Source organism: Pseudescherichia sp. (assembly GCF_031979925.1).
Classification (GTDB): Bacteria; Pseudomonadota; Gammaproteobacteria; order Enterobacterales; family Enterobacteriaceae; genus Pseudescherichia.
Map to the genome: position 1 here is coordinate 1 of NZ_DALZFB010000017.1, position 19,646 is coordinate 19,646.

Sequence of the window (19,646 nt, forward strand, 5' to 3'; positions counted from 1 at the left end):
GGATTGAAAATCCCCGTGTCCTTGGTTCGATTCCGAGTCCGGGCACCACTATTTAGAAGAACCCGCCTATGGCGGGTTTTTTGCGTCTGGAGAGCCGGACTCTTCATCGAACTTTGTTCGATTACTCGTCGCATCCCTGCGACTCGCCCTGCGACTCGCCCTGCGGGCCAGCGCAGGCGCTGTTCAAAAACGCTCCCGGCGTTTTTGTCCGAGTCCGGGCACCACTATTTAGAAGAACCCGCCTATGGCGGGTTTTTTGCTTTCTGGGCTTCCGGTAGATTTCCGGTCGTGATGACCGCTGATGTCATAACCCTACTTCTGCTATTCAGCCCCAGCATTTCTCTTGAACAGTTACCAACCCTTAAAATAAACCTTAGTATTGCTGTGTGAACATTCGCGTTGAGTATACAGGTTGAGGCTGTTGCGCAGATGCGACGCTGTTTTCTATATATCAAATATTGGCATCGGCCTTATGTGATCGATACGAAAAGGAAAACCCATTAACTATCTGATTTTAATAGATTTAAATATGGGTGAAATTATAACATCAACAATAGTCCTGAAGCATATATAAATAACACAATAACTAAATTATAATTCTTTAACATCTGGTTGATATACGAGGTCAGAATGCGGTTAGTTGTTATGCTGTTAAGCTTTGTGCTCTTCACACCGGTCTGGGCGGGTGAACTTTCCAGACCTGCCGGTAAAGTCCTTTTAACGCTGTCTGGTAATATCGAAAATACAAATGAAGATGGCAAAGCCGTTTTTGATCTCGCCAGCCTTGAGAAACTGGGCATGGTCAGCTTTCAGACGACTTCGCCCTGGTATGATGGCCGCACTACCTTTACAGGCATCCCACTACAAAAGCTTATGGACTATGTCGGGGCGAAAGGTTCTGTTGTTAAGGTCATTGCGCTCAATGATTACACCACTGAAATCCCTCTCAGTGATTTTAAGAAACACAACGTTATCCTTGCTTTAAAAGTCAACGGAGAATATATGCGCATCCGTGATAAAGGCCCGTTGTTTGTTGTTTACCCTTATGACAGCAAGCCTGAGCTGAATAATCAGGTTTATTATTCAAGATCGGCCTGGCAGGTCAGTAGAATGAATATTGAGTAAGGGGTCAGAAGACCAACATGAACAGAATTCTGGCTGGCATCATCTGTTTCCTTTTTATATCTACTGGATATATCTCTTTTCTTGTGCATGAAAGACAACAAGAGCTACAGAAACTGACTCACTACGCCGCTGCGTGGTCTGCTGCACAGATAGTATCACAATATTACCGGCTTGAATCGTCGCTTGGCCTTTACACTATCGATGAGACGATGTCGCTGGATGATGTGCGCATGCGTCTCGATCTTATGCTCAGCCAGAGTGATTTAATGAAAGAAGGTGATCTGAGGAACTACATAGAGAGTAATAAAGCCAATCACACTCTGGCGTTACAGCTTGAGAAGATGCTTGAGTATCTGGATATTCATCTTGAGAAAATGAACCGCTCAGAACTCCAGGAATATCTAAAAAAAATGCAGACGCTTAATGCCCAACTGGGGCGTCTGTCGTCCGGCGCTTTAGATAAAGATATCAATCTGATCAATGACGCCAATCTCAAAATTAAAGCTCTGTACTATATTTACTCAGCGACATCCTTATTGCTGATCATAATGAGTGCGATACTTGGCGCGCTGGTATTTTATCAAAACCGAAATATTCGGAAGACACATCTCCAGGTACAGAACCTTGCTGATGCACTGCAAGAATCTAAAGAAAAACTGCAAGCCCAGAATGCAAAGCTGGAGTATGACATCGTCCATGACTCACTGACACAGATGAATAACCGCCATTTTTTCTGGGGGAATTTGAATGAAACCATCGAGAGCGCAGCAAAAAGCAATAAATCAGTCGTGGTAATGTTGTTTGATTTAGATCGATTCAAGGAGGTCAATGATACGTATGGCCACGATGTCGGCGACATGTTATTACGCCAGATATCACAGCGTCTGATTTCGATGGGTCTGGTTTCCGATACGCTTTCTCGTTTAGGCGGGGATGAATTTGCATTTCTCTCAAGTGGCCTGACAGAGAGTTGTGCCGTTTCACTAGCTCAAAATATAATCGATACTATTAGCCAGCCCTACACTCTCTATAATACAATTATCAATATAACCACCAGTGTCGGCATTGTTATCTCAGACACTGAACGCCGCTCCGACTATCTTTACAAATTTGCCGATCTGGCTCTTTATGAAGCCAAAAATGAAGGCGCGGGTAAGATAAAAGTCTTCCGGCAATGGATGTTAGACAAATTACAAGAAAGCCGAACCCTTGAGCATGATATGGCCCAGGCGTTAGTGAACAAAGAGTTTGTGGTTTACTATCAGCCTATTGTCGATTCATTCAGCCGGGAAATTTACAGCTATGAAGCCCTTATCCGTTGGATACATCCTCTGAAGGGCCTCCTGTCACCGGACAGCTTTATTCCTGTAGCTGAGAAAACAGGAATGATTAACGAGATGGGGAAATCGGTGCTTGAAATAGCCTGCCGGGAAGCCGCTTCATGGGCGGTCCCCGCTAAAATTTCAGTCAATGTCTCTCCTGTCCAACTGAGCAATAAAGACTTTGCCGGGATAGTGCTGTCCATTCTGAACGAAACGGGACTCCCCGCTGAGCGTCTTGAACTGGAAGTGACTGAATCCTCCCTCTTTACTGAGAGCAGTACGCCGATGAATACGCTTAACATGCTGCGAGAACTGGGGGTGAAAATCTCCATCGATGATTTTGGTACCGGTTATTCTTCTCTTTCACGCCTCAGCAGGCTTGCCTTTGATAAAATCAAAATAGACAAATCCTTTGTGCATTCGATATCAACACATGAAGACGCCCTTAATATCATCAGGCTCATCACCGGCATGGCGAAATCCCTCGATATGAAGGCCGTTGCGGAAGGTGTTGAAACTAAGGAGCAGCTGGAAAGCCTTCAGGTGCTGGGCTGTGATTTCTCACAAGGCTATCTGTTTGGTAAACCTCAGCCTTATGTAGATGAGAAAATCAGAAACGGTTAAAGGAAAAATATGCTTCCTGCCTACTCTATAACAGGAGGTCTTTAAGACTTCTGACGCATCATAAATTGTGTGCCTCTGAAAGGTGCACTATGTCATCACACATCTCTTGTAACTCATTGATCAGTCTTGCCACATGGAAACCATCGCACACGGAATGATGTACCAGAACGGCGAGAGGCAATAATATTTTTTCACCTTGATTATAGTATTTGCCAAGAGTGAACATGGGGGAGAAAAAGTTCTGCATATGAGCAATATTGGTATTAAAGCTGGTAAAACTTACCCAAGGAATAGCCGATATGAAAAATACATTCTCCCGAGATTCCGCCTTAGGCCAATAAGAGAGGTTATCACCATACTGTGCGGTATCTTCAGAATAAATTTTTTGGAAGTGATGAATATTGCCATCATAGTGACTCCATAATGATGAAAACGTCTCCGTTTCATTATGGAAAATTGTGTAGCTTGGATGAGCTTCATTCCATATAACAAGCTCATTATTCTTTATGGCCATGCGGAACTCCGCATGACTGTTTACGACTTTAGAAAGAAGGAAAATAATAGTAGGATAAAATTTCCAGCCAACTTGCTTTATATGCTTTAGCAGCGCAGTAATATCCAGAAGGACGGTTTGGTTAAAAGTAGATTGAGCAAATGACTGAAACACTTCAAAATGCTCTCTCCTTGCCCAACGAGACAAGTCAACAGGCGTATATTCCGGGGTTGTTTTTTTCATTTTTTAACCATTGATTATAAATTATCTATCAGATGTTAGTTTAAGTTTTGTGCGTTAAAAAAGATATATGGCTCAACCCGTTCCGGTAGAGAGCGCATTTTTAAGAGTAGCGCATCCTTATGCAAGAGGGAAGTAAATCTAAAACATTTAGTATATCAGATACTAAATGTAGATTGTTTTAATCCTCACCCATTTAGACACGCGTTTTCAGCACTGCAATAAATTTGGAATGTACTGGCTACATAACAAGAGATTACCCTCCCTCTTAGAGGGAGACATGTAAAATCTGACGCGTCATTTTTAGCGCCGCATCAAATGGCGTGGCGGTACGTACAATTTTCACCATGACGCTTGCGCCAACCCAAAGCTGATACAGGCTTTCGGCAACCCTTTCAGGTTCATCCTCAAGCGTTAACGATCCTTCCGCTGCGCCCGCTTCCAGCGCGTCCGCCAGCCGGGAAATGATACCCGCCGTACCGTGCATCAGTGCCAAACGCATTTTATCCGACAAATCGGCCACTTCCGCGCCCAGCTTCACGGCAAGGCATTTGCCCTGACAATCATAAAAAGACTGCGTCTCACGCCATTTCTGCCAGTAATTCATCAACCTTTGCGCGTGACTAATGCCCCGCTCAGCAAGCGTCTCGTCAAGCTCGGCCAGGTAATCGTTAAAGTAATGCTCCAGCATGGCTACGCCGAAATCTTCTTTTGACGAGAAATAGTAATAAAAGGAACCCTTGGGAACATCTGACTCGTCCAAAATTTCTTTTAAGCCGACAGCCGAAAAGCCCTTGCCGGCCATAATACGTTGTCCGGTAGCAAGAATATGCTCGCGGACCTGCTGGGTATGTTGTTGCGTTGCAGTTTTCATACCGTCAATCTATCAACAGTTAGACCAGTCGTCTATAAAGCGTATCGAGTTTATTTTTCTGCTCTGGACTAAGAGTCGTAATCATCCTTCGAGGTTTATCCACTCTCTGCTTTATCAATCAGGTTGGTCCATATCCCGCTCCGGAAGCTGAGGTGTCAGCCAGGTACTGCACCTCAGACATCCGGACGTGTGCTATACGGTCAACTGTTTCAGCAGTTGCTCAGCGGTTGCCGCCGATGAGGTCGGGTTCTGACCGGTAATCAACTGGCCGTCAGTCACCACATAGGAGCCCCAGTCTACGCCTTTGGAGTAGATCCCTCCTTTCGCAATCAGTTCGTCCTCAACCAGGAACGGCACCACGTGGGTCAGGCCTACCGCCTCCTCTTCCGTGTTCGTAAAGCCGGTGACCTTGCGTCCTTCAACCAGCGGTCTGCCTTCTGGTGTTTTAACGTGGCGCAGTACGCCCGGGGCATGGCAGACAAACGCTACATTCTTGCCGGCAGCGAAGAAGGACTCGATCAGCGCAATAGAGTGCTTATCTTCCGCCAGATCCCACAGCGGACCGTGCCCGCCCGGATAGAATACGGTGTCGAAATCCGCCTGCGATACGCTGTCCAGACGGACGGTATTCGCCAGCTGAGCCATGGCGTCAGCATCAGCTTCAAAGCGGTGCGTAAATTCAGTTTGGAAATCCGGCTCATTGCTTTTCGGATCCAGCGGCGGGTTACCGCCTTTCGGCGAGGCCAGCACGATTTCAGCACCAGCGTCTTTGAAGGCGTAATAAGGCGCAGCCAGCTCTTCCAGCCAAAAACCGGTTTTACGACCTGTGCTGCCCAGTGTGTCGTGAGAGGTCAGTACCATTAATACTTTCATTGTCATTCTCCGCTTGATCGATTAACTATTTATATTAGACCGGTCGTATATAAAAATGACGTCATATCAGACCTGTCGATAAAGGATAGATGCATTTATCCTTGCTTGTAATGTCGTTATGTTTTTAGGGAAAACTGGCCCCTGAACCTAAGCTAACAACTATTCGACCGGTCGTCTATAGAATTTTCTCTATAAGATAAAAATCATTTTTGAACCGCACCGATTTTTCATCCGTTAAAACTCAAGAGCTGAGCACAGGCATCTGGCGTGCTGACCTTCAGGCTAACCATCCCCTGTTTCATCAATTTATTTGACCGATTCCGTTAAACAAATGGCATTTATTCTCACTATGTAACGCGTAGAGTAGGCGTATCGAAAGCAGGCTTCGGCCTGCCGCCTATTTCTCTGAAGTCAGGATAAACGCCATGAAAAAGATCGGATTTTTGTCATTTGGTCACTGGACGCCGTCGCCGCAGTCTGGAACCCGTTCGGCCGCTGATGCGCTGCTGCAATCTATCGATCTGGCCGTTGCCGCTGAAGAGCTGGGTGCGGATGGCGCTTATTTCAGGGTGCACCATTTTGCCCGCCAGCTTGCTTCACCCTTCCCTCTGCTGGCAGCCGTAGGCGCAAAAACGAAGAGTATCGAAATCGGTACCGGCGTGATCGACATGCGCTATGAGAACCCGATGTATATGGCGGAAGATGCCGGTGCGGCGGATCTGATCTCAGGCGGCCGTTTGCAGCTGGGTATTAGCCGCGGCTCTCCGGAGCAGGTGATTGATGGCTGGCGCTACTTTGGTTACGCCCCGTCCGAAGGAGAAAACGAGTCTGATATGGCGCGCCGCCATACCGAGGTGCTACTGGACGTGCTGCGTGGCGAAGGCTTTGCCAAACCGAATCCACAGCCGATGTTCCCCAACCCGCCGGGCCTGCTGCGCCTTGAGCCGCACGCCGAAGGTCTGCGGGATCGTATCTGGTGGGGTGCAGGTTCGAACGCCACTGCGGTGTGGGCTGCGAAGCTGGGCATGAATCTGCAAAGCTCGACGCTGAAAGATGATGAGACCGGCGAGCCGTTCCATATCCAACAGGCAAAACAGATCCGCGCCTATCGCGAAGCCTGGGCCGAAGCGGGACATACCCGGACGCCACGCGTCTCGGTTAGCCGCAGCATCTTTGCCCTGATGGATGAGCGCGACCGGATGTACTTCGGTTCAAGCCGTAACGAAAGCGATAGCATCGGTTTCCTCGATGAGAAAACGCGGGCGATCTTCGGGCGCAGCTATGCGGCAGAGCCTGACAAACTGATCGAGCAACTGAAGCAGGACGAAGCGATCGCCGAAGCGGATACCCTGTTGCTGACCGTGCCGAACCAGCTGGGCGTGGACTACAACGCGCATGTTATCGAGTCCATCCTGAAGCACGTGGCTCCGGCGATGGGCTGGCGCGAATAAAACCCATCAGCTAATAGTGCAAAACGCCTTGCGTGCTTTACGGCATGCGAGGCGTTATAGTTTATAGAGCAACTGATGCAGGCTTAAGCTCTGGAGACGCCTTATGAGTAATGAAACACCTCTGAAATATTATGACATTGCGGATGAGTATGCGACGGAAGCCGCCAAACCCGTAGACGAGTCCGAGCGCGACGCTCTGGCACGCTATTTTGAGCTGCTGATCACCCGCTTAATGAATAACGAAGAGATCAGCGAAGCAGCACAGCGCGAGATGGCCCTTGAAGCGAGCATCGATCCAGAGCGTATCGATGAGATCGCAGAGTTTCTGAATCGATGGGGCAATGAGTAGCATCTGTTCAAAGACGTAGTCTGCGCAGGCATTGTGCTTTACACTGCGCGCTGCAAAAATTGAGTAGATAAACGATTAATCAGGCGGTAATGGCGATGAACGGAACGATCACAACGTGGTTTAAAGATAAAGGCTTCGGATTTATCAAAGATGAGAATGGGGATAACCGTTATTTTCATGTGATTAAGGTCGCCAACCCTGAGCTGATCAAGAAAGATGCGGCGGTGACGTTTGAACCCACCACCAATAACAAGGGCTTGTCAGCCTATGCTGTAAAGGTTGCCCCGGAAAGCAAATACATCTACATCGCGGGTGAGCGTCTTAAGCTCACCTCGATCAAGTCTTACGTGGTTTATAGCGAAGAAGTCCCCGCCGATACCCGTATCGATAAAGAAAATCCGGTGCTGTCCGTAGGTATCCTGATGAACAGCATCAGGCCGAAAGCAGACGTGAAGCCGGGTGAAATGCGCTCGCTGAAAAAGCTGGCGATCACCACCTTCCAGGGCACCACGCTTATCTTCTCGGAAGATGAGATAGATATTGATGCTACGGTGAAAATGCTTAAGGTCTGAACATAGCTGAACTAACGCTGTGCCGGAATGTTGCGCCATAGGTAAGCAGCATTTCGGCAACCGCGCATTTCATCAATATGACAAGTACCCTTCCCCTGCGCTATTTCCCTGCCCCCAAACTTCATCACCATATATAGTAGTTGTATTTCCTGCGAGACTTAATAAAAGCACAAGCCCTACAGAAAACTACAAAAAATAGATATTGACGAATGATGTAAAAATGTTAAATTCCTTGCAAATTCTCATTTGTAATAAATTTTCCTTTATTTCCGACCTGAATAAACAGTAGCGATCTCCCGCTATTGCAAGGCAGTAATACACCAGCAATTTTACACCTTAACTAAAATCATGAGTATATTCTATGTCTGAACAGCTGCAAAACCCAGCGGTCGCCGAAAATTCAAAAGTCACTACCATCAGAATTATTTATATTCTGTTTATCGTTAGCTACTTCACCGGTGGGTTAGCGGCGCTCGTTGGCGTGATCATGGCCTATGTTAATCGCTCCAGCGCTAATCCTTTTGAAAAAGAGCACTTTAACTACCTGATCAAACTGTTCTGGATCAGCTTCGTCGTTATGATTATCGCAGCGCTGACATGGGTATTTGTCATCGGGATGATTATTGGTATCGTCTGGTTTATCTGGTCGTTGATCAAAATTATTAAAGGCATGACACGTCTTGGCGAAGGTAAGCTGCCGAAAGCATAACGCTATTACGAGCATCCTCTTTAAAAAGTTATCAATGTCATCATTGATAACTTTTTTGCATTGATAAACCCCACGAACATATTTGGAATTAAGCGATGAGCGCGTCCCCTCACAACATCATCCTGCGAACGCTAGTGGTTCTGTCGTTAGCGCTGGTGTTAAACGGTTGCTCTGTCCGTTACGATAAAAACGGTAAGATACTTTTTAACCCCGATCTGGCAAGCGTGCTGGGGAACGAAGTAGGCCAATTTACGCTGGCTGATGGATCGACAGGTGCGCTCAGGGAGCTGAATGGCCGCTACAGCCTGAAGTGGAGCAATCTGATGATTGAGCGTCCGCTGGAAGGCGTTAGCTGGGTAAGGATCATCAATCAATACCATATTGAAGGGCATACGCTGCTGTTGCTGAAAGTGGCTACCCCCTCCTGCCCGGCACAGTATCGTCTGGTTGACCTGCAGAGTACGCGCTCCCAGGAGTGGGCCTTTACCGGCATCTGCGATATCGGGCCGGACGTGACGGCCAGTGCAGATAAGCTTCAGCTGAACTTTAAGATCGACAACCGTATTGAACAGTTCAACTGGCAGCATGGTGAGGTTTACCATCGACGGTTACCGGTCCAGCAAGAAAAAACCGTTCAGAATAATAGCGCTAATAAAACCCGAGCGTCCCGCAAGGCCAAATCTCAGCCATCAGCTAAACCGGCCAAACGCACGCCGGTAAAAGCGGCGGAGCCACTACCGCCCAGGGTCGCCCAACCAGAGCTGGACAACTCCCTACCCACTGAAATTTACCAGCCGACAAAAACTCGCCAGACAAGCCTGGAGCTTAAGTCATGACGGAGCAGACTCTGGAAGATAGAGGGACGCAATATGGGATCAAGCGATCCCCTCTTCCCGCCTGGCAAAACTGGCTGGTGCTGGGCATTACCCTGACCTATCTCATTTGTGAACTGGCGTTTAACTCTCGTCTGCTGGATCTGGTAGGCAGCATTTCAACGGCTGAAGAAGTCCACAACATGGAGCGGTATGGCAGAACATTAACCGCCATCGCTGCGGCGCTGCTGGTGTTACAGTTTGCCCTCGTGGGCATCGCCAGGCTGAAGAAGAAAAACATCTCTCTGTCGGCTAAAGCAAGCGTAGGTGCGGTGCTTTGCCTCTGTCTGATCACCGGCGCAGTAACGTGGCATGCCGTAGAGTGGTTTATTGAACGCCAGGTCTCTAACAGCACGGGTGAATTTCGTCAGATGTCGCTCCTGGCGCAGCTCTACCAGCAATCACTGATTGATGGACACCAGACGCTGGAGGGCATTCCACTCGATAGTCACGGTGGCCAGATTCAGACCTGGACCAGTCCGTCCGGAAAGGCCTTTCTGGCCATGCTGCCGATCCTGCTCAGCTCCGTTGACCGCTATCATGCCCTGCTGAAAAGCGGTGCGGAACAGAACTTGCGCGACAGCATCAGCGCCAGAGAGGGCGGCGTGCTTGGCTTTTACAAAATCTGGCTCCAGGCGCGGGAAGCGGTCCATAAACAGTACGTTGCCTACTATAACGATGAGATGGATCTCAGCCAGGCGACCCAGCGCGAGCAGGAGAGATCCTGGCAACGCTATGAACGTTCCCTGCGCGCTAAGGGGTTGAGAAGCTGGAATGTCCCCCGACGCTACTATGCCAGCGTCCGGAATAACGTTCGCAGTCAGGGCGTCCCTGTAGCCAATAACTGGTCCCCGTCCGATCGTGCGGGTTTTGATGCGGCGGTGGCGAAAACGGTCAGACAGCGTTATCTCGCCCAGCGGACCGTTGTCTTCAACGGCGTGACGATCCCCAAACGACTCAACTGGGGTGTCTTTTTCCGCCTGGAAGTCGTACAAAAATCCCTCCGCGAAAAATTGCTGCTGCCGACAGGTACGCTTGTGCGTGAAGAGTATCCCTTAAACGATGGGCTGAAGCTGTTTGCCCTTGAGCTTCAGACAGCCCATCTTAATGAGGCGGTGAAACAGCAGCTACCCAAGCTGCAAGCGTCGTTACGCAGTTACAGTATTGGCGGGGAGAATGAAAAGCAGGGAGAAGATGCCGCACGCGCGGTGATCGTGCCGCCTGTAGCGCTGCTCTTCTCGCTGGCTGGCGCGCTTACCCATCTGGCAAAGCTGCTCTATTTAGTGCTCGTCCCCCTGACGGCCACTATGTTACGCAGAAAATCTTCGCGTCCCGTGCGCTTGGTTAACCGCCATCCGCTGGTTTTCCCTGTGGCGCTGATGTCAGCCCTGCTGGTGATGTTTAGCTGCATGAATAACAGCATCACCCTCTCTCCGGCCTACCAAAATTTAAAAGATGCGCTGCGGGGGGCTGAAATTACGATTACCGATAAGCCCCTCTTTCTGCGCGGCGAGTCGTTATTGCGCATCGTTCACGCCGTCAGCATAGGGCAGAGCTACAGCTATCCAATGAATCAATATCTGCGGGAGACCGTGCTGGGCGGGTTTGATTTCGGCTATAGCACGCACGAGGAGTAATCCCCTGCCGGAGTCAACGCCTTCGTCAGCAGCTGGGGCCAGATTGCCGCCCAGTCCGATCCATGTTCCATGCCGCTGACAATATTAATCTGAACGCAGCGTCCCCCCACGGCCCGCTGAAAACGCTGGGCAACGGCGGGCGGAACGGTTTTATCTGTCCCCCCGCTGAAATGGATCTGCGGCAGCGCAGATAGCACGGAGGCCCTGTCGATAGCGCTGACCGCGTCAGGCATTGCCGTGACGTGATGCAGCGCATTGACATATGCCACGTCGAGATTGCCTGCAACGGTACGCAGCGAGCGTACATCATTACGGCGGGCCGCCAGCAATGCGGCGATATTGCCCCCACCAGAATACCCTATTAGCTCAAGCTGCACGCCCGGATAGCGCTGCACAACCTGGCTGAGCACATCATCCATCGCGTCAATAACAACAGGTGAAAAGCGATCGCTCGTCCACCAGTTTACGTTGCAGCTGGCGGGTAAAGGCGGCCCAATGAACTGGCAGGGCCGGGCGAGATAGAGCACGTTTTCACTGCTATCAGCGGCGGCCAGCATCAGCCCCGTTGGATTATGCGGGGTTGGATCGTCTGATGCCTGCGTACGGCTCTTCCACGCAAAACCATCTCCCTCAATGTAAACGCGTAATGTGTTAACCGGGGATGCAATTCGGCTCCACGTGGCAATTAAAAATGGTTTGGTATGTAAATTTTCTCTGAGCAGGCTAGCTCGTGCTGCTATCTCATTTGCCCCTATCCGCGGATCGCTAGACACGCACCCGGCTAATAAAAAAGATAAATTAATCAATACAGCTATCGCTAAGCCATGGCGTTTTTTGCTCACCCCCTCGCACTCCTTAACCTAAATCACAATACCCACAAGTATTGTGAATTTATTTCATAAAGAAATAATTAAGCAAACCTTATTGTTTTTTGCAACGAAATGTATATTCTCCGCACAAACGCTATCGGATTAATCCGAAGTGGCTCTCGTCTGTTTTTTTTAACAACTATCGCAACATTGCAGTGGCAAACATGAAAAAGAAACGTCTTAGCCAGCTGATCTCTCTGCTGGTAGCTTCAACGGCGGCACAAGGCGTGCTGACGACTCACGCTTTCGCAACCTCTGATGTCATTATCGACACGCCATCGAATAATCTTCAGATCGATCACTCTGCTAATCTGGTTCACATCACCAGTACGGGAATGCTTACCGGTGCGCCGACTACGGCATTGACCGTGAATCAGGACGTTACAGTCACTACCCTAACCAACGATGGCGTTATTAATGATTTCGTCGATGATTTCTACTTTCCAGATAGCAATATTGTTCAGATCGATGGGACGGTAGGTGCATTCAGTAATACTGGAACTATTAAGAGCGTAAATCCGAATCACTATGGCAGCATTGTCGCGGTAGGCCAATCAGGTGTGGTGGACTCATTTACCAACAGCGGGACTATCCAAAGCGCGCCGGATAATTACAGCTACGGCTATGAGAATACTGGCGCAGTGGATAACGAAGGGCATATCACTACGTTTACCAATACCGTGGACGGGACCATCACAGGCTACCGCGGTATCTACAACCAGGGCACCATTGATAACCTGACTAACGCAGGCCTTATCTCCTCGTCCACAAACAATAATGGCATGTACTATGGGCGAAACGGTGCTATCTACAACCAGGGTACCATCGGCACGCTGCATAATACCGGTACTATCCAGACGGATACGGAAAATTATTATGATGGCGCGGGTGTTTACAACTATGGAACAATTGATAGCCTCATTAACGATAATAAAATTATCGGTAGTTCATACGGCATCTTAAACAGCGGCACCATTGGTACCCTTGAAAATAACGGCCTGATCGCTGCGAATGAGTTAGGGATCTACTTCAATAGCTACAACAATACTGAGAATAATGTTACCGGGAAGATCGTTAACAACGGTGAGATCGCGGGTAACAGCTTCGGCATCTATATCTCCAGCTTTAACAACCTGACCTCGAAAATAGATATAGTTAACAACGGCATATTGAGCGGTGGTTACTATGCATTTTTCATCGACGGCTATAATAACAATAACGCCATTGACGTTACGCTGAACAATAGCGGTTTAATCACGGGTGATCTCTACTCCTACAGCTTATCGCCACTAACGATTAACGGCGGAATGACAACGCAGGGTACGTTAACGGGCGCTAATGGGATTGGTAACATTACCAGCACCGGTTCCGGCGTGGTATTTGGTACAGGCTCGCTGTTACTTGATGATCACATCAGCGTGGTTGATACCGTGCTGAACGACGCAGCGTCACTGCAGGTGAACAACAGCATCACGATTTCCGGTAACTACCACCAGAACGCTGTCGCCACCCTGATCTCTGGTATCTCCGATCTGGCAATCCTGGGCAGTGAGATTACTGCTGATACGGGTTATGGCCGTCTGAACGTGACGGGCAATGCTACTGTCGATGCGAACTCCAGCGTTAAGCTACTGCGTACCGGCAGTACCTACAGTTTTGCTGAAGGTCAGCGCTATGTGGTGATCAATGCTGCCGGTGCAGAAACTAACTACAACGCGGATAAACTGAGCTACCAGGCGATCGGCTATGACGGTGTGGTAACCGGTTCGGTCTATGAGGATGGCGCCAGCAAGGCGCTGGTATTAACCGTTGGCGCAGAGCCTGTCGTCACTCCGCCAGTGGTTACGCCGCCGGTAGTCACTGAGCCGGAAGTTACTCCACCCGTGGTCACGCCGCCGGTAGTCACTGAGCCGGAAGTCACTCCGCCAGTGGTCACGCCGCCGGTAGTTACTGAGCCGGAAGTCACTCCGCCAGTGGTCACGCCACCGGTAGTCACGCCACCGGTAGTCACTGAGCCGGAAGTCACTTCACCAGTGGTCACGCCGCCGGTAGTGACCGAGCCGGAAGTTATCCCTCCGGTAGTTATCCCGCCGGTTGTGGCAGAGCCAACGCCATCTGAGCCAGCTGCGCCTACGCAGCCGACCAGGCATGGCCCGGCGACCATTCAGAGCGCCACTGCGGCACTGGGCGGTTTGGGTAACTACTCAGGTATCTCTTCTCCGGAACTACTGGAGCTTTACAACGCCTCGCTGGCCATTGAAGGTACTCAGGAAGCTAACCGCGTAGGCGAGCGCCTGTCGCCAGGTCAGAACATCAATGCCAGCTCCGCAACGACCGTAGCGACCTCTACCGCGCAGGCGGTGGTCGGCGCCCACATTGATGCAGTACGTAACCCGAGCACCTCCGGTAACAGCGGCGTTGCCACCGGTGACGATTACGCCAGCAACTGGATCGTCTGGGGCCAACCGTTTGGCGGTTACGCGCGCCAGGAGAGCACCGATGATGTTAGCGGTTACTCTGCTAAATTTGGTGGTCTGATCCTCGGTGCTGACCGTGCGCTGGGTGACGACTGGCGTCTGGGTGCAGCGGTGAACTACAGCAACACCTCCGTACACGGTAAAGACAATCTGTCCGGCAACACCTCTACCGCTGACAACTACGGCGTGATTGGTTACGCAGGCTACACGGGCGATCCGTGGTATCTGAACCTCTCCGCTGGCGTTAACCGCCAGAACTACAGCTCCGTTCGTCGGGCTGACTTCACCGGCTTCTCCGGCGCGGCTAATGGCAAGTTCAACGGGCAATCTATCACGCTGCAAACAGAGTTTGGCTACCCGCTAACGCTGCCAGCCGATATGGTGCTGACCCCGCTTGCCAGCCTGACGTATGGTTATCAGCACGTTGATGGCTACAAAGAGACCGGCGGTAACGGCATGGCGCTGGATGTCAGCAGCCTTCATTCGCAGTCTGTGGTAAGTGATATTGGTGCACGGATTGAGAAAACCTTCGCAACGGGTCTGGGCAACCTGACGCCGTTTGCTCAGGTCTCCTGGATCCATCAGTACGATGACCGCCAGGTCAGCAGCCGCGCCTCCTACGCCGCCGATACCCTTGGTGAAACCAGCTTTATCACCAAAGGCGCATCGCCAGTGGAAGATATGGCAGGCCTGGCGATCGGCAGCACGCTGTATGATGCGAATGAGCTGAGCTTCGACGCACGCTACGATCTGCAGGCGGGTGACCGCTATCAGGCCCATACCTTCAGCCTGCGTTTACGCAAAACGTTCTAAGCCTGGCTGATGCTTGAAAACCCGCTCTCGTGGCGGGTTTTTGCTTTGTGCCTGACCGCACCTGTAGCCAGACGCTCTAAAATGCCGCACCATGCACTATAATTCGGCAACTCTCCACCCCACTGGCGGCCTATGACTACGCAACTGCTTACCCGACACTGGCGTATTCCCGGCGCGGTGATGCTCCTGCTCATCGCTCTCTTTGCCCTCTTCACCCTCCATAACCACTGGAGCGCATTTATTCAGTGGTGCCTGAGCACGCAGATCACCCTGCATCGCTATCTGGTGATGTACCTGTTGCAGCTCAATAACCATCAGTACAGCGGAGGCCTCTGGCTGCTTACCGGAGCCTTTCTCTACGGCGTGCTGCATGCGGTGGGGCCAGGCCACGGTAAGTTTATCGTTGCCACCTATCTCAGCACCAACCAGGAGAGCCAGCTTGCCACCCGCGTGGTGCCGTTTCTGGGCAGCCTGATGCAGGGCGTCAGCGCCATCCTGTTCGTCTTTATTCTGGCGGTCGGCTTTAACCTGGCGGCGGGCGACCTGAGCGAAAGCCGCTGGTACGTTGAGAAGATTAGCGCCCTGATGATTGGCAGCTTCGGCGCATACGTCATCTATCGGGCGCTAAAGAGCCTCAGGCCGCACAGGATGCGCATTGTCTCCCTGTCGCCCCTCGGACATCAGCACGCGCCGGACTGCGGCTGTGGCCATCATGGTGTAGGCATGGCGACGCAGGGAGACTGGAAGACGCGACTGGGGGTGATTCTGGCGATCGGCGCGCGCCCGTGCAGCGGAGCCATTATGATCCTGCTCTTCTCTAACGCGCTGGGGATTGTGAGCTGGGGGATTGCCGCCGTCATGACGATGTCACTGGGTACGGCGCTGTCGATTATGGGCCTCTCGCTGGCAGTGCGCTATGCCCGCGGACGCACGGCGGCGCTGTTTGGCAGCGAGGCGCAGCGTCTGGCGTGGGTGGTTCCTGTCTTAAAAGTTGCTGGCGGCGTGGCGTTAATTCTGTTTGCCACCGTGCTGTTCTTAACCGTTATTCCGGTTAGCGCCAACGGGGATTACATCGCAGCGGGTTGTTGATTATGGGCAATAAAAAAGCGGGCCTCGGCCCGCTTTTTACTGATTGCTGAAACTTACTCGTTAATCTTCGGATGCTGATCAACCAGTCGCGAACGCTTCTTCTGCAGCTCCGCGATCTCCTCGTCAATATCCTCGATTTTCTGCTCAATGTTGTCGTGATGCTCCTGCAGGATCTCACGCGCTTCCTGCATATCCGATGCCGCAGGAGTTGCGCCGCGCAGCGGACGGTTAGCGGTCTCCTTCATCGTGATACCGGTGATCAGACCAATCACTGCCACTACCATCAGGTAGTAGGCTGGCATCATCAGGTTCTCAGTGCTCTCTACCAGCCAGGCCGCCAGGGTCGGCGTCAGGCCCGCAATCAGAATCGAGATGTTGAAGGCGCTGGCCAGGGCGCTAAAGCGCAGGTGCGTCGGGAACATTGCCGGCAGCGTGGACGCCATCACCCCGGTAAAGCAGTTCAGGATCACCGCCAGCATCAGCAGACCGGCAAAAATCAGGCCGATAACGTCGCTGTTAATCATAATGAAGGCCGGTATCGCCAGGAAGAACAGCGCGGTACTGCCCAGGATAACGAACGGACGACGGCCAAAGCGGTCGCTTAACAGCCCCATAATCGGCTGGACGAACAGCATCCCGATCATGATGGCGATAATAATCAGCACACCGTGATCTTCCGAGTAGTGCAGGTTATGCGACAGGTAGCTCGGCATGTAGGTCAGCAGCATGTAGTAGGTCACGTTGGTGGAGATCACCAGACCGATACAGGCCAGCAGGCTGCGCCAGTGCTTGGTCGCAATCTCTTTAAACGATACCTTAGGCCCATCCTGCAGCCCTTCGCGATCGCCCTGCTCCAGCTTATCTACATGCTGCTGGAACGCAGGTGTCTCTTCCAGCGCGTGACGCAGATAAAGCCCAATCAGCCCCAGCGGCAGCGCCAGGAAGAACGGAATACGCCAGCCCCAGTCGAGGAAGTTCTCCTCACCGACGACGGTAGAGAGCAGAACCACCACGCCTGCGCCGAGGACGAAACCGGCGATGGAGCCGAAGTCGAGCCAGCTACCCATAAAACCGCGCTTGCGGTCCGGGGAGTATTCGGCAACGAATATTGATGCACCGGTGTACTCACCGCCCACCGAGAAGCCCTGCGCCATCTTACAGATCAGCAGCAGGATAGGTGCCCAGATACCGATGCTGGCATAGGAGGGGATCAGCCCGATACAGAAGGTACTTATCGACATGATCACTATCGTGATCGCAAGTATCTTCTGGCGGCCATACTTATCGCCCAGCATACCGAAGAACAGCCCGCCGAGCGGCCGAATCAGGAAGGGAACCGAGAACGTCCCCAGAGCCGCAATCATCTGTACGCTAGGGTCTGCATCCGGGAAGAAAACCTTACCGAGCGCGTAAGCCACAAAGCCATACACACCAAAATCAAACCACTCCATCGCGTTACCCAGCGATGCGGCGGTAATAGCCTTGCGCAGTTTGCCATCATCAATAATGGTGACGTCACGCAGCGTAATAGGCTTAACTTTTTTCCTTTTAAGCATCTTTATCCTCTTTTGACTTGCGCCCTTAATCGCTTGGCCAGGAAGGCATACGCCTCTATGGTGATGCTAAACGTTCAGGATGCCGTAGCACCCCTCTTCAAGAGTAGCAGGTTTAGGTATTCAACCTGGTTAAAGCCTGTACAACTAAACCTGTTTACGCCTGATTGGGCAGTTAACGAGCTATTAACATTAACAGGGTTTAAAAATGTGATCAACTTCACACAAAGTGTGCGGTTACTCTATTTCCGCCGCGTTTACAAATCGGAGCGGAGTTAACAGGAAAGTAGCGGCATTAAATATAAAATAAGGCTGCGCATACATTTTTCATCAATAACGCAGCTAATTATTTCAACGCTAGCGATTTTAAAAGTGTAATTTTTACAAGGTGTTTACACACATTTTCCCTCCATCGCGCTTAAAAAATCTTTACGCAAAATATGTGACGAAGATAACTAAAACACTGTTTTATTTTCATTGAATCAATATTCCAAAGATCGCATCATAGCCGCAGTTCTGATGAACCAGGGCTAATGCGGACGGTTACGCCAGCCACGTTCCCCCGGGTTCGACTTGCATGTTTAGATCGAAGGCCTCAACGCCAGGATGCCTTAACGAATTGAAATTAAAACTATTATTTTCTCGCTCGTGCAGCGTGATGAGAAGTGAGGGTTCATAATGAAAATCAAGGCCACAATTGAACGCATCCCGGGTGGGATGATGCTGGTTCCGCTGCTGCTCGGCGCGATCTTAAATACCTTAGCGCCCGATACCGGTGCCTATTTCGGTTCATTCACCAAAGGCATGATTTCCGGGACGGTACCGATCCTGGCAGTCTGGTTCTTCTGTATTGGGGCATCGATTGATTTGCGGGCCACCGGTACGGTGTTACGTAAATCCGGTACTCTGGTGATCACCAAAATTGCAGTCGCATGGATTGTGGCAATGATTGCCGCCACCTTTATCCCGGAACAGGGTATCCAGGCAGGCTTCTTTGCCGGACTGTCGGTACTGGCGATTGTCTCCGCGATGGATATGACTAACGGCGGCCTCTACGCCAGCCTGATGAACCAGTACGGCACCAAAGAGGAGTCCGGGGCGTTTGTTCTGATGTCGCTGGAGTCCGGCCCGCTGATGACCATGGTGATCCTCGGCTCCGCTGGCCTGGCCTCTTTCGAGCCACACCACTTTATCGGTGCGGTGCTGCCGTTCCTGATCGGCTTCGCGCTGGGTAACCTCGACCACGATCTGCGGGCATTCTTCAGCAAGGCGACGCCGGTGCTGATCCCGTTCTTTGGCTTCGCACTGGGCAACACCATCAACCTGAAAGTGATTATGGAAACCGGCCTGCTGGGTATCTTCCTCGGCGTGGCGGTCATCATCATCACCGGTATCCCGCTGATTCTGGCTGACAAGTTTATTGGCGGCGGTAACGGTACAGCAGGGGTTGCGGCCTCTTCGGCGGCAGGTGCAGCGGTAGCCAACCCGGTGATTATCGCTCAGATCAACCCGGCATTCGAACCGGTGGCGGCATCGGCGACAGCGCTGGTAGCAGCAAGCGTGATTGTGACGGCGATTCTGGTACCGATTATTACAGCACTCTATGCAAGACGCTTTGGCGAGCCGCAGAGCGCGGCAAGTCGAGAGAAGCCGGTAGAAGCCGACTCGTTACACCACTAGGACACTTCTTTTTGACTACAGCCC

The 19,646-nt window shown here is 51.1% G+C and carries 16 protein-coding genes; 11 read left to right on the top strand and 5 right to left on the bottom strand.

Going from position 1 to position 19,646, the window contains the following annotated elements; translation table 11 throughout:
• Window positions 1-630 precede the first annotated feature (630 nt).
• On the top strand, window positions 631-1,125 hold the full coding sequence (locus RTM13_RS19055) for a molybdopterin-dependent oxidoreductase (RefSeq protein WP_312214209.1): 495 nt from the start codon (window positions 631-633) through the stop codon (window positions 1,123-1,125).
• Between the two features lie 17 nt (window positions 1,126-1,142).
• Window positions 1,143-3,071, top strand: a complete 1,929-nt coding sequence (locus RTM13_RS19060; protein ID WP_312214211.1) for a putative bifunctional diguanylate cyclase/phosphodiesterase — start codon at window positions 1,143-1,145, stop codon at window positions 3,069-3,071.
• 58 nt (window positions 3,072-3,129) lie between these two features.
• Here the strand turns inward: RTM13_RS19060 and catA are convergent, their stop codons facing one another.
• The 3 genes from catA to RTM13_RS19075 all read right to left on the bottom strand — a co-directional run bounded on the left by catA (window position 3,130) and on the right by RTM13_RS19075 (window position 5,551).
• Window positions 3,130-3,807, bottom strand: coding sequence for a type A chloramphenicol O-acetyltransferase (gene catA / locus RTM13_RS19065; RefSeq protein WP_312214213.1), 678 nt, complete (start codon window positions 3,805-3,807; stop codon window positions 3,130-3,132).
• A 265-nt stretch (window positions 3,808-4,072) separates the two neighbouring features.
• A complete protein-coding gene (locus tag RTM13_RS19070; RefSeq protein ID WP_312214215.1) occupies window positions 4,073-4,678 on the bottom strand; it encodes a TetR/AcrR family transcriptional regulator in 606 nt (201 codons plus the stop codon).
• A gap of 192 nt (window positions 4,679-4,870) precedes the next feature.
• The gene (locus RTM13_RS19075) at window positions 4,871-5,551 is read right to left on the bottom strand and encodes a type 1 glutamine amidotransferase domain-containing protein (RefSeq protein ID WP_312214217.1); all 681 of its coding nucleotides are present in this window, start codon (window positions 5,549-5,551) and stop codon (window positions 4,871-4,873) included.
• Between the two features lie 425 nt (window positions 5,552-5,976).
• On the opposite strand from RTM13_RS19075, the gene RTM13_RS19080 reads away from it, so the two are divergent.
• The 6 genes from RTM13_RS19080 to RTM13_RS19105 all read left to right on the top strand — a co-directional run bounded on the left by RTM13_RS19080 (window position 5,977) and on the right by RTM13_RS19105 (window position 11,141).
• Window positions 5,977-7,002, top strand: a complete 1,026-nt coding sequence (locus RTM13_RS19080; RefSeq protein WP_312214219.1) for an LLM class flavin-dependent oxidoreductase — start codon at window positions 5,977-5,979, stop codon at window positions 7,000-7,002.
• A 103-nt stretch (window positions 7,003-7,105) separates the two neighbouring features.
• On the top strand, window positions 7,106-7,351 hold the full coding sequence (locus tag RTM13_RS19085; RefSeq protein ID WP_312214221.1) for a DUF2543 family protein: 246 nt from the start codon (window positions 7,106-7,108) through the stop codon (window positions 7,349-7,351).
• Window positions 7,352-7,440: 89 nt separating this feature from the next.
• Complete coding sequence (locus tag RTM13_RS19090) at window positions 7,441-7,923, top strand: cold shock domain-containing protein (protein WP_312214223.1); 483 nt, start codon at window positions 7,441-7,443, stop codon at window positions 7,921-7,923.
• A 361-nt stretch (window positions 7,924-8,284) separates the two neighbouring features.
• Window positions 8,285-8,632 carry a hypothetical protein gene (locus tag RTM13_RS19095; protein WP_312214225.1) on the top strand — a complete coding sequence of 116 codons (348 nt, stop codon included), beginning with the start codon at window positions 8,285-8,287 and terminating at the stop codon, window positions 8,630-8,632.
• A gap of 95 nt (window positions 8,633-8,727) precedes the next feature.
• The gene (locus RTM13_RS19100) at window positions 8,728-9,468 is read left to right on the top strand and encodes a hypothetical protein (RefSeq protein ID WP_312214227.1); all 741 of its coding nucleotides are present in this window, start codon (window positions 8,728-8,730) and stop codon (window positions 9,466-9,468) included.
• Window positions 9,465-11,141: a hypothetical protein gene (locus RTM13_RS19105; RefSeq protein ID WP_312214228.1), complete on the top strand. Its 1,677-nt coding sequence runs from the start codon at window positions 9,465-9,467 to the stop codon at window positions 11,139-11,141. The genes RTM13_RS19100 and RTM13_RS19105 overlap by 4 nt, the downstream gene beginning before the upstream one ends.
• Here RTM13_RS19105 and RTM13_RS19110 read toward each other — a convergent pair.
• A complete protein-coding gene (locus tag RTM13_RS19110) occupies window positions 11,120-11,983 on the bottom strand; it encodes an alpha/beta hydrolase (RefSeq protein WP_312214229.1) in 864 nt (287 codons plus the stop codon). The two genes, RTM13_RS19105 and RTM13_RS19110, sit on opposite strands and share 22 nt — an antisense overlap.
• 191 nt (window positions 11,984-12,174) lie before the next feature.
• Between RTM13_RS19110 and RTM13_RS19115 the strand changes: the two genes are divergently transcribed.
• Window positions 12,175-15,300 carry an autotransporter domain-containing protein gene (locus RTM13_RS19115; protein WP_312214231.1) on the top strand — a complete coding sequence of 1,042 codons (3,126 nt, stop codon included), beginning with the start codon at window positions 12,175-12,177 and terminating at the stop codon, window positions 15,298-15,300.
• Between the two features lie 132 nt (window positions 15,301-15,432).
• Window positions 15,433-16,389: a nickel/cobalt transporter gene (locus RTM13_RS19120; protein ID WP_312214233.1), complete on the top strand. Its 957-nt coding sequence runs from the start codon at window positions 15,433-15,435 to the stop codon at window positions 16,387-16,389.
• Between the two features lie 53 nt (window positions 16,390-16,442).
• On the opposite strand, the gene proP is transcribed toward RTM13_RS19120, so the two are convergent.
• On the bottom strand, window positions 16,443-17,945 hold the full coding sequence (proP, locus tag RTM13_RS19125) for a glycine betaine/L-proline transporter ProP (protein ID WP_312214235.1): 1,503 nt from the start codon (window positions 17,943-17,945) through the stop codon (window positions 16,443-16,445).
• A 675-nt stretch (window positions 17,946-18,620) separates the two neighbouring features.
• On the opposite strand from proP, the gene kdgT reads away from it, so the two are divergent.
• Entirely contained in the window at window positions 18,621-19,622 is a 1,002-nt protein-coding gene (kdgT, locus tag RTM13_RS19130) for a 2-keto-3-deoxygluconate transporter (protein WP_312214237.1), read from the top strand.
• Window positions 19,623-19,646: the final 24 nt, after the last annotated feature.

Coding starts and splice junctions, on each gene's coding strand:
- RTM13_RS19055 (WP_312214209.1), top strand. CDS start 631: ATGCGGTTAGTTGTTATGCTGTTAAGCTTTGTGCTCTTCACACCGGTC.
- RTM13_RS19060 (WP_312214211.1), top strand. CDS start 1,143: ATGAACAGAATTCTGGCTGGCATCATCTGTTTCCTTTTTATATCTACT.
- catA (WP_312214213.1), bottom strand. CDS start 3,807: ATGAAAAAAACAACCCCGGAATATACGCCTGTTGACTTGTCTCGTTGG.
- RTM13_RS19070 (WP_312214215.1), bottom strand. CDS start 4,678: ATGAAAACTGCAACGCAACAACATACCCAGCAGGTCCGCGAGCATATT.
- RTM13_RS19075 (WP_312214217.1), bottom strand. CDS start 5,551: ATGAAAGTATTAATGGTACTGACCTCTCACGACACACTGGGCAGCACA.
- RTM13_RS19080 (WP_312214219.1), top strand. CDS start 5,977: ATGAAAAAGATCGGATTTTTGTCATTTGGTCACTGGACGCCGTCGCCG.
- RTM13_RS19085 (WP_312214221.1), top strand. CDS start 7,106: ATGAGTAATGAAACACCTCTGAAATATTATGACATTGCGGATGAGTAT.
- RTM13_RS19090 (WP_312214223.1), top strand. CDS start 7,441: ATGGCGATGAACGGAACGATCACAACGTGGTTTAAAGATAAAGGCTTC.
- RTM13_RS19095 (WP_312214225.1), top strand. CDS start 8,285: ATGTCTGAACAGCTGCAAAACCCAGCGGTCGCCGAAAATTCAAAAGTC.
- RTM13_RS19100 (WP_312214227.1), top strand. CDS start 8,728: ATGAGCGCGTCCCCTCACAACATCATCCTGCGAACGCTAGTGGTTCTG.
- RTM13_RS19105 (WP_312214228.1), top strand. CDS start 9,465: ATGACGGAGCAGACTCTGGAAGATAGAGGGACGCAATATGGGATCAAG.
- RTM13_RS19115 (WP_312214231.1), top strand. CDS start 12,175: ATGAAAAAGAAACGTCTTAGCCAGCTGATCTCTCTGCTGGTAGCTTCA.
- RTM13_RS19120 (WP_312214233.1), top strand. CDS start 15,433: ATGACTACGCAACTGCTTACCCGACACTGGCGTATTCCCGGCGCGGTG.
- proP (WP_312214235.1), bottom strand. CDS start 17,945: ATGCTTAAAAGGAAAAAAGTTAAGCCTATTACGCTGCGTGACGTCACC.
- kdgT (WP_312214237.1), top strand. CDS start 18,621: ATGAAAATCAAGGCCACAATTGAACGCATCCCGGGTGGGATGATGCTG.